This is a genomic window from Streptomyces violascens, from assembly GCF_014649955.1.
Classification (GTDB): Bacteria; Actinomycetota; Actinomycetes; order Streptomycetales; family Streptomycetaceae; genus Streptomyces; species Streptomyces violascens.
In genome coordinates, this window is sequence record NZ_BMUA01000023.1 from 119,175 (window position 1) to 128,554 (window position 9,380).

Sequence of the window (9,380 nt, forward strand, 5' to 3'; positions counted from 1 at the left end):
CGTGGACGCCCCCTTGCGTACGCGCGGGAGAATGGACGGTGGCCCGGGCGCCCGGACCCTGAGCGTCGACCTTGCCCCTGGGAGGACAGACATGCCGGAGCACGAGCGGAACGAGGAGCGGCAGCGGCTCAGGCCCGCGCCGCTGCTCTTCGAGCCTTCCGAGGCCACCGCCGACCCGGAGCACTTCTTCGACCTGGAGTCCATCGAGGACCCCCGGGCGCTCCTGATGCGCTCGACCGAGCTGGCCCTCGCCTTCCGGGCGGCGGCGGACCGGGCGGTCGAGTTCCAGGCGATCGCGGCGGCCCAGCTCGCCGACCCGCGCCGCTTCGACCGGCTCACCCCCGCCGACGTGGCGGAACGGGCCCAGTGGACCGAGGACTACGCGAAGAAGATGATCGAGTTCGGCCGCGATCTGATGCGCGCGGGAGAGCTCCCCTAGGGTCTGTCCGGCGGATCTGGTCGTCCGCAGTGCGGCTCAGCTCTTCGATGCTGGTGAGCGGGGGCCTGGTGCGTCCGCCCTAGGCCTCCCCGGCCACCTGCGCCCCACGCACCACCCCGCGCACCACTCCGGCCACGCGCCCCGGGCATATGCCGGGGCGCAAGATACCCCCTCCCGCCCCGCCCTGTCCCGGTTTCCGACAACTCACCGAACCGGAACTTGTCCAGCCGGTAGACGTAGAGACATGAGCAGCGACAACGGCAGGGGCAGCGGCAGCGGCGTCCGGGAGACCAGGACGGGCGGCGGCCCGCTCACAGCGGTCGGCGGGCGCGGTGGCGCGGCCGGGGGCGAGGACGCGTACGACATCTTCCAGGCGCTGCGCGACGAGGACGGCCAGCAGGTCGGCGAGGTGACCGCGGCGGGCGCCGCCTGGCTGTCGTCGGCCGCCACCCATGCACGCAGCACCCTCTCCCTCTGGGAGGCCCGGCCGACCGCGCCCGGTGTGCTGCCCTGCGGCACGGTCTTCGACGTGGTGAACGTTCCCTCGATCTTCGGGCGCCGCATGCTCGACCGGCTGTGGGCCGAGGGGCCCGGCTCCGGGCCGGTCGCGATCCACCGCGGGCGCATGCTGCTCTTCGCCGCGCCCGGCACGGCGCAGCGGCTGCCCTCGCTCCTGGAGTGGGAGGAGTGGCACGGCGCCGGGGTCCCGGTCCCGCCGCTGCTGTGCCACGGCGCGGGCGACGCCGTCACCGTTCCGGCACTGGTCCGTCCGCCGCGCGAGAACGCGGGCGCGGCCCGCTGGCTGGTGGCCCCCGACACCCGCCGACCCTGGCTGCCGGGGCCCGACGTACTGCTGTGGGCCTGTGTCCGGGCGGCCAAGAACGAGCCCTCGGACCTTCCCCGGATATCGATTTTTCCTCGCGCCGATCAGGATGCTAATGTCTACGACGTCAGCAGGCGCCGCTAGCTCAGTTGGTTAGAGCAGCTGACTCTTAATCAGCGGGTCCGGGGTTCGAGTCCCTGGCGGCGCACAGACGGAAGAAGCCCCTCGCGGAAGCGGGGGGCTTCTTCGTGTCCGCGATCTCGGCGTCCGCGGCGAGGACCGGCCGGTCCGCCGCCGGAACCGCTCAGTGCGAGATCTTGACCGTCCAGGCGCCCGATTTCGTCCGGCCCTCGGCCTCGATCTTCATGCCTTCTCCGGGCACCGTGAACGTCTCGCCGAGCGCCACCGGCGCGTCCGCGAGCGGCGGGTACACCGACCTCTCCCAGCACGCGTCCGTGCCCGGGTGGGCGTCGAGCACCTCGACCGGGCCGCCCCCCGACGCCGACCCGCTCTGGACCCGGTAGACGAGCAGCCCCTGTTTGCAGCTCGCCCGGTCCAGGCCCCCCGAGTCCCGTACCTCGATGACGATCGCCCGGTCCTCGGCGGTACGGGCCACGGCGAGGCGCTTGCCCGCCGCGCCCGCCTTCGCCGGGGAGGCGGAGAGCGGTTCCAGGGTGAGCCTGCTGGTGCCGTCACCCGTCACGCAGGCGACCTCCTGCCGGTCCAGCCAGCCGAGCTTCCACTTCTGCCAGCCGAACAGATCGGGCGCCGTCCCGAACTGACTGCCCATCACATCCCAGTCGCCGACATAGGTGTCCCAGTCGCCGTTCTTGCCGTCCTGGGGGCGGTGGTAGAGATCCGGCAGATCGAAGACGTGCCCGGTCTCGTGGGCCAGCACGTTGCGGTCCGGCGGGTGGTGCTCGAAGACGGTCACGACCCGGTTGATGTCCCGCCCGTCCGCGCGCACGGGCCGGTCGAAGTTGACGACTTTCGTGGCGTCCGAGTCGACCCCGGGCGCGTCCGGGTCGGCGACCAGATAGACGATGTCGTACTTCGAGAAGTCGGTGGTCGGATCGGCCGCGTGGATCGCGTCCCGCAGATAGCGGGTGCGCTGGTCCGGGTCCCAGTCGCGCTGTATGCGGTACGAGGTCGACGCGGCCGGCATGCGCACCCAGTGCTGCTGCGGATCGGCGTTCAGCCGGAACTTGCCGTACGAGGCCTGGTCGAAGAAGCGGCTGGTGGCGGGGAAGTAGTCGGCGGCCAGGTCCTTGGGGGTAATGGCGGGCTTCGAGTCCGGGAAGGACAGGAAGATCATCACCGCGTTCAGGGTGCGAAGGGGTCGGGGGTAGGCGGCGTTCCAGGTGTCGAGGCCGAGCGAGTGGTGGGCCTTGGTCCGGGGCAGGGCGCAGGGCACCGAGGTGTTCGCCGCGACAGCGGGCCCCGACGCCAGCGAGATGGCGGCGAGCGCCGAGAGGGAGGTGAGCGCCGCCGCGGCACTGCGCAGCCGGACACGCTCCACTCCCCCGGGTGTCTGCTGACGCTGCACGTCGACCTCCGGGAGCGGGATGCGGGACATCCCATCCACTCTGTGCAGGTTTCTACGGATATGCCCTGTTCTGATGCCCCAGAAAGGTGAAGGGGCCGACACCCCGGTGACTTACGGAAAGTCACGACCGATCACCGAGGGCCCGAGCCCGGCCACACCCGCGCAGAAACGATCGGCCAACGATCGGTCCGGAACTCCTGGTGCCCTTGATCACGACGCCGAAGCTGGATCGCGCCGCGCGCCAGCCTCTATGATCGGCACACTTTCCTGCGTGGAACCGGCCTCCAAGGCTGTCGTCCACCCCGGCCGAAGAACCAGAGCACCTCCGTACTACCTCTGCACAACTCGATTGCACTGCGGGAGCCAGCGGTGAGCGGAACCTCCGAAGGACCGGGTCAAGGACCCGCGACCACCCGGTCGCCGGTCACAGAGCGTCATATCGGCCGGCTCGGAGACGCCCTGGCCGAGCGCCCCCCGGAACGCGCCGGAGACCCCCCGCCCGAGCATCCGCCGGAACAGACCGGCCCCGCGCCGGACTCCTCCGCACAAGAGCGCGCGGCATCCCTCGCCGCCCAAGCCGCCGAACTCCTGGCCGCCCTGCGGGCCGAGCGGGCCGAGCAGGCCACCCGGCTCGCGGCCGGGCGCAGCGCCTCCGAACTGCGCGACTACCGGGCCGCCTTCAACGCCGCCCACCTCGCGATGGCGGTGGTCGACCGCGAGGGCACCGTCGTCGCCGCCAACGACGCGCTCGCCGAACTGCTCGGCACCGACCCGGCCGCGCTGCACGAGCAGGACGCCGCCGACCTCGTCGATCTGGCCTGCGACAACCGCACCTGGCACGCCTACCGCGAGGTCCTGCGCGGCGCCCGCAACCGGTTCCGCTGCACCCGCCGCCTCAAACACCCCGACGGGCACTCGCTCTGGGCCGAGGTCACCGTCGCGCCGGTGCCCGACAGCTCCAGCGTGCTGCTCTCCATCACGGACATCAGCGACCGGCGCGAGCTCCAGGCCCGCCTGCGCCACCTCCAGATGCACGACCCGGTGACCCGGCTGCCCAACCGCACCCTCTTCTTCGAGCGCCTCAACTCCGCGCTGGAGACGTCCACCTACGACGGCGGCACCGGCCGCATCGGGATCTGCTACCTCGACCTCGACGGGTTCAAGGCGGTCAACGACACCCTGGGCCACCGGGTCGGCGACCGGCTGCTCAGCGCGGTGGCGGCCCGCCTCACCGAGTGCGCCGACCAGTCCGGGTACGCGCGCAGCGGCGGGCACCTGGTGGCGCGGCTCGGCGGCGACGAGTTCGCCGTCCTGGTCGAGGACTCCACGGGTACGGAGCAGCTGGCCGAGCTCGCCCGCTCCGTACTCGAAGCCCTTCAGCAGCCCTTCGACCTGGCGGGCCAGCGCCTGTCGGTGTCGGCGTCGATCGGGGTGGTGGAGCGGGCCAGCGCCGGCACCACCGCGACCGGTCTGATGCAGGCCGCCGACACCACGCTGTACTGGGCGAAGGCCGACGGCAAGGCCCGCTGGACGCTGTTCGACCCCGAGCGCAACGCCCACCGCATGACCCGGCAGGCACTGTCCTCCACGCTCCGCCCCGCCGTGGAGCGCGGGGAATTCGCGCTGGAGTACCAGCCGCTCGTGGGCATGGCCGACGGGGTGGTGCACGGGGTCGAGGCGCTGGTGCGCTGGAACCACCCGCAGTTCGGGATGCTGCCGCCGAATCGGTTCATCGGAATTGCTGAAGAAGACGGCTCGGTCGTCCAGCTCGGCCGCTGGGTGCTGCGCACCGCGTGCCGGCAGGCCCGTCGCTGGCAGACCGAGCACCCGGACGTGCCGCCCATCTTCGTCAGCGTCAACGTCGCGGTGCGCCAGGTCTGGGACTCCGACCTGGTGGCGGACGTCGCCGAGATCCTCGCGGAGACCGGGCTCCCGCCCCAGCTGCTCCAGCTGGAGCTGACGGAGTCCGCGGTGATGGGTTCGGCGGGCCGCCCGCTCCAGGCCCTTCAGGCGCTGTCCGACATGGGCGTGCACATCGCGATCGACGACTTCGGCACCGGCTACTCCAACCTCGCCTATCTGAGCCGGCTCCCCGTCTCCGTCCTCAAACTGGACGGGTCGTTCGTGCGCGGTTTCCAGTACGACGAGGGCGGCGCGCACCCCAACCCGGCCGACGAGACCATCGTCGAGGCGATGGTCCAGCTCGCCCACCGGCTCGGGCTCACCGTCACCGCCGAGTGCGTGGAGACCGCCGACCAGGCCTCCCGGCTCGCCCGGATCGGCTGCGACACGGGCCAGGGCTGGCTCTACTCCCGGGCGGTCGCGCCGGACCGGATCGCCGAGATGGTCGCGCTGAGCCCGCAGAAGGTCTGAGGTTCCGTACGCGGACGGCCGCCCCGCTCCGCCGAACGGCGAGGAGTGGGGCGGCCGCGTGTGCGGGGGTGATCAGCAGGCGCCGAGATCCTGCCAGACGCCCCACTGGCCGGTGGTGCCGGGCTGCTCGCCCTTCGTCCACCACTGGGCCTTCCAGGTGTGACCGGCGTAGGAGACCTGGTTGCCGCCGGTGTAGGTGGCGGCGCCGTCCCACGCGGCGGCGGTGCACCCGCCGGGCGTCGGGGACGGGCTGGTGGTGGCGGTCGGGGTCGGCGACGGGGAGCCGGTGGCCGTCGGCGTCGGGTCCGGGGATGAGGAGGGGGAGGAGCCGACCGCGGACACGATCTCGCCCAGCAGCGTGGTGTTGTCGTCGAGGCCGAGCAGGCTGTACATCATGGCGCCGGCGAGGCCGCGCTGGTGGGCGTAGTCGGCGCGGGCCTGGATGGACTGCTTGTCGAGGCCGGTGAAGAACTCGCCGTCCTTGTAGAAGTACGAGGCCTTCGCGTCGGCGTCCCAGAAGGTGGTCGCCGGGTTGTCGACGATGCCGCCGAGCTCCTTGTAGAGCGCGGTGCCCGCGACCTGGCTGGTGGGCCGGGCGTTGGACGGGCCGGTCGCGGTCTGGGCGAGGCCGTTGTTGGTGGCGGGTACGCCCTTCCAGCCGCGGTAGTAGAACTCGTACCCGAGCGTGATCTTGTTGGCGGGGAAGCCGCCCGCGATGCCGTAGGCGGCGTTGCCGTCGATCCAGGAGTCGATCGCGTTGGAGATCGAGTACTTCTGGGTGCCGGGCTTGATCACGTCCGTCGGGTCGTTCGCGGGCGAGACCAGCGGGGACTGGTGGTACGTCGGACCGGTCGCGTTCCAGGCGCCGTGCATGTCGTACGTCATGATGTTGGCGTAGTCGAGGGACGCGCCGATCTTGTCCGTCTCGATGTTCTTGATCTTGTCCTGGCCGGCCGGGAGCGCCGCCGTCAGGAGGTAGTGCTTGCCGCCGTGCGCGGCTCCGTACGCATCAAGCTGCTTGCGGAACTCGGCGAGCAGGGCGGTGTAGTTGACCTTGTCCTCGGCGCCGTAGTGGTTGCCGAGGTGGCCGTCGGGCGAGCCCGGGTACTCCCAGTCGATGTCGACGCCGTCGAAGATCCCGGCCGCCGTGCCGTCGCCGCCGTACCCGCCGTCGACCGGCAGGTTTCCGGCTATGTACTGGTTGATGCAGGAGGAGACGAACTTCTTGCGGCTGGCGTCGGTGAGGGCCGCGTCGTGGAAGTACTTGGAGTACGTCCAGCCACCGAGAGAAATGTTGATCTTCAGCTTGGGATACTTGGCCTTGAGCTGCTTGAACTGATTGAACACGCCCACGATCGGCTGGTTCCAGGTGTCGGCGACACCGCTGACACTGTCGGCGGCCGAGAACGACTTCTGGTAGTCGGCGAACGAATCGCCCGCCCCGTCACCGGCGTTGGGGTTGTTGTCGTCGCCCGCCGCCTTGTTCGCCTCGAAACAGGTGAGGTTGGTGGGGTCGATGTTGCCGAACGAGTAGTTGAGGACGTCCAGTTTGCCCGCGATGCCCCGGGTGTCGAGGTGCTTGGGGTAGAAGGCGTTCCCGTACACGCTCCACTGGTCGTAGTACGCGATCTTCACGCCGCCGGTGGAGGGCGCGGCGGCCGCGCTCGGGGCGGCGGACGCGGTGCCGAGGCCCGCGAAGGCGGCCAGGGCGCCGGCGGCGAGCACAGCGGTGCTCAGGGCGGCAACAAAGGGTCTGCGGCGGTGCAAGACGGCCTCCGGGGGCTGCGGGCACGGGGTGCGGGTAACGGCGGTTGAGGAAGTGATAGCGATCGAATCCCGGCCACGTCAATGGTCTGAACCAAATTGAGGACTAGACCAATTGGGAGACGAATGCGCTTGTCAGGACCGGAGTTGAACCCTCCTGGGCCGCCCGGGCCCGGCGACGACTGGCCATGCGCGGCGGCGGGGGTCCCGGGGGACGGAGCTGGACCACTCCCCTCCCGCGGCCCAGGTTTTACCGGCATACGATCGGCGCCATGACCGAAATCCCGACCCTCTTGCTCATCAGCGGCAGCCTGCGTGGCGCCTCCACCAACTCGGCCGTGGTCCGCACATTGGCGGAACTCGCGGAGGGCCACGCGAAGGCCGTCACGTACGAGGGAATGGGCTCCCTCCCCCACTTCAACCCGGACGACGACACCGAGCCGCTCCCCGCGGAGGTGGTGCGGCTGCGCGCCCTGATCGCCTCGGCGGACGCGATCCTCATCTGCACCCCGGAGTACGCGGGGAGCCTCCCGGGCTCCTTCAAGAACCTGCTCGACTGGACGGTCGGCGGCGTCGAGATCACGGACAAGCGGGTGGGCTGGATCAACGCGTCGGTAGCCCCGACAGGCGCGGCGGGGGCGCACGCGGCGCTGCGTACGGTGCTGGGCTACACGGGCGCGCTCGTCGTGGACGCGGCGGCGGTCCACGTCCCGGTGCCGCGGGATGCCGTCGACCCTGAGGCGGGGGTGGTCGCCGAGGCGGGCGTGCGGAAGCCTCTGGCGGGGGTGCTCGAAACCCTGCTGGGGGCTGAACCCGCTTGACCTGGGGGCCAGTCGAGCCCGCAGCCCCTTGCTTTTCGGGGCGCCCATTTTGGGCGGGCTGAGCATCGACCCTGCCATTAAGGGGCGCGGGGAACTGCGCGACCAGCCACGGACGGCTCGCAGCCGAAGCGCAAACCGGCGGAGGCGACCCCGGCCCGCCCCAGGACCAGTGAGGAACGCCCGCTTCCGCGCGCATTCGGTCGACCGCAGGCCGTCGTGAGCTGGTCGCGCAGTTCCCCGCGCCCCTGGGCAGGGTTAAGACTGAGGCAGCCCGTAGGCATCGGCGATCAGGTCGTAGGAACGCACCCTCACCTCAGGCCCGTGCGCGTTGGCCGTGATCATGAGCTCATCCGCGCCGGTGCGCTTCTGGAGGTCGTCGAGCCCCGCCCGCACCTCCCCCGCCGTCCCGGAAATCACGTTGGACAGCCAGCTGTCCACGAACTCCCGCTCCAGCGGGCTGAATTGGTAGGACTCGGCCTCCTCCGGGGTCGGCACGAGACCCGGCCGGCCGGTACGCAGCCGGACCATCGAGAGCGCATTGGTCAGGGTCTGGCGCCGGGCCTCCTTCTCGTCGTCCGCCGCGAGCGCGGAGACGCCGATCAGGGCGTACGGCGCGTCCAGAATCGCCGACGGCCGGAAGGAATCCCGGTACAGGTCCAGCGCCGGGACGGTGTTCGCCGCCGAGAAGTGGTGCGCGAAGGCGAAGGGAAGACCGAGCGTGCCGGCCAGGCGGGCGCTGAAGCCGGACGAGCCGAGCAGCCAGATCGGCGGGCGGGCCGAGGGGCCCTGCACGGGACCCGGCACCGCGTGGATGCGGGCGTACGGATGCCCGTCGGGGAAGTCGTCGTCGAGGAAGCGGGTCAGCTCGGCGAGCTGCTGCGGGAAGTCCTCGGCTCCCTCGTTGAGCCTGTCGGTGCGGCGCAGCGCGGCGGCCGTCGCGCCGTCCGTGCCGGGCGCCCGCCCGAGCCCGAGGTCGATGCGGCCCGGGGCCATCGCCTCCAGCGTGCCGAACTGCTCGGCGATCACCAGCGGGGCGTGGTTGGGCAGCATGACCCCGCCCGAGCCGAGCCGGATGCGGGAGGTGTGGGCGGCGAGGTGGGCGAGGATCACGGCCGGCGCGGACGAGGCGACACCCGGCATGGAGTGGTGCTCGGCGACCCAGTGCCGGTGGAAGCCGCGCCGCTCGGCGAGCTGCGAGATCTCCACGCTGGTGCGCAGGGCACGGTTCGCGGTGTAACCGTTGCCGACGGTCACCAGGTCGAGTACGGACAGGGGTACGGGGGCGGTTCCGGCCGCCGTCCCTCGAATCGCATCCACGTCCACCGGTCCGCGCCTCCAGCCTTGTCGGTCGTACGCGTTCTGCGTACGCAGGGCAAACAGGAGGGAGGCTCCGCTTTATTCCCGCCCATACGTCGCCAGCCCCGCCGAGCCGAACCCCCTCACCCTGCGGGGCTGCCCCTTCCCGGCTCGGGCGACCCGATCCCTTTTGTAGAGGTGCGGGGAACTGCCCCTGGGCAGGGCTGAGGCCGACCCCGCCCAGACGATCGCGGCGCCGTGCCCCCCCCATTACCGTTTTCGTTGGCTCCGCAACGGAGCTTCCGGCCTCCGGGGCCG

The 9,380-nt window shown here is 71.3% G+C and carries 7 protein-coding genes and 1 tRNA gene; 5 read left to right on the forward strand and 3 right to left on the reverse strand.

Features of this window, described 5'->3' with window-relative positions; all coding sequences use genetic code 11:
- Window positions 1-91: 91 nt before the first annotated feature.
- The 3 genes from IE206_RS32375 to IE206_RS32385 all read left to right on the forward strand — a co-directional run bounded on the left by IE206_RS32375 (window position 92) and on the right by IE206_RS32385 (window position 1,470).
- Window positions 92-439 (forward strand): DUF8844 domain-containing protein, encoded by a 348-nt coding sequence (locus IE206_RS32375; protein ID WP_189968460.1) that lies wholly within the window; start codon window positions 92-94, stop codon window positions 437-439.
- Window positions 440-683: 244 nt separating this feature from the next.
- Window positions 684-1,406 (forward strand): bifunctional DNA primase/polymerase, encoded by a 723-nt coding sequence (locus IE206_RS32380; protein ID WP_189968462.1) that lies wholly within the window; start codon window positions 684-686, stop codon window positions 1,404-1,406.
- Window positions 1,397-1,470, forward strand: a tRNA-Lys gene (locus IE206_RS32385). The genes IE206_RS32380 and IE206_RS32385 overlap by 10 nt, the downstream gene beginning before the upstream one ends.
- Window positions 1,471-1,566: 96 nt before the next feature.
- Here the strand turns inward: IE206_RS32385 and IE206_RS32390 are convergent.
- A complete protein-coding gene (locus IE206_RS32390) occupies window positions 1,567-2,838 on the reverse strand; it encodes a M6 family metalloprotease domain-containing protein (protein WP_189968464.1) in 1,272 nt (423 codons plus the stop codon).
- A gap of 339 nt (window positions 2,839-3,177) precedes the next feature.
- Here IE206_RS32390 and IE206_RS32395 point away from each other — a divergent pair, with 339 nt between their 5' ends.
- The gene (locus IE206_RS32395) at window positions 3,178-5,181 is read left to right on the forward strand and encodes a putative bifunctional diguanylate cyclase/phosphodiesterase (RefSeq protein WP_226598934.1); all 2,004 of its coding nucleotides are present in this window, start codon (window positions 3,178-3,180) and stop codon (window positions 5,179-5,181) included.
- 72 nt (window positions 5,182-5,253) lie between these two features.
- Here the strand turns inward: IE206_RS32395 and IE206_RS32400 are convergent, their stop codons facing one another.
- On the reverse strand, window positions 5,254-6,948 hold the full coding sequence (locus tag IE206_RS32400; protein WP_189968466.1) for a glycosyl hydrolase family 18 protein: 1,695 nt from the start codon (window positions 6,946-6,948) through the stop codon (window positions 5,254-5,256).
- 269 nt (window positions 6,949-7,217) lie between these two features.
- Between IE206_RS32400 and IE206_RS32405 the strand changes: the two genes are divergently transcribed.
- On the forward strand, window positions 7,218-7,766 hold the full coding sequence (locus IE206_RS32405) for an NADPH-dependent FMN reductase (RefSeq protein ID WP_189968468.1): 549 nt from the start codon (window positions 7,218-7,220) through the stop codon (window positions 7,764-7,766).
- A gap of 255 nt (window positions 7,767-8,021) precedes the next feature.
- Here the strand turns inward: IE206_RS32405 and IE206_RS32410 are convergent, their stop codons facing one another.
- Window positions 8,022-9,089, reverse strand: a complete 1,068-nt coding sequence (locus tag IE206_RS32410; RefSeq protein WP_189968470.1) for an LLM class flavin-dependent oxidoreductase — start codon at window positions 9,087-9,089, stop codon at window positions 8,022-8,024.
- Window positions 9,090-9,380 lie beyond the last annotated feature (291 nt).

Excerpts from the sequence above, each read along its gene's own strand:
- IE206_RS32375 (WP_189968460.1), top strand. The coding sequence starts at position 92 with ATGCCGGAGCACGAGCGGAACGAGGAGCGGCAGCGGCTCAGGCCCGCG.
- IE206_RS32380 (WP_189968462.1), top strand. The coding sequence starts at position 684 with ATGAGCAGCGACAACGGCAGGGGCAGCGGCAGCGGCGTCCGGGAGACC.
- IE206_RS32390 (WP_189968464.1), bottom strand. The coding sequence starts at position 2,838 with ATGTCCCGCATCCCGCTCCCGGAGGTCGACGTGCAGCGTCAGCAGACA.
- IE206_RS32405 (WP_189968468.1), top strand. The coding sequence starts at position 7,218 with ATGACCGAAATCCCGACCCTCTTGCTCATCAGCGGCAGCCTGCGTGGC.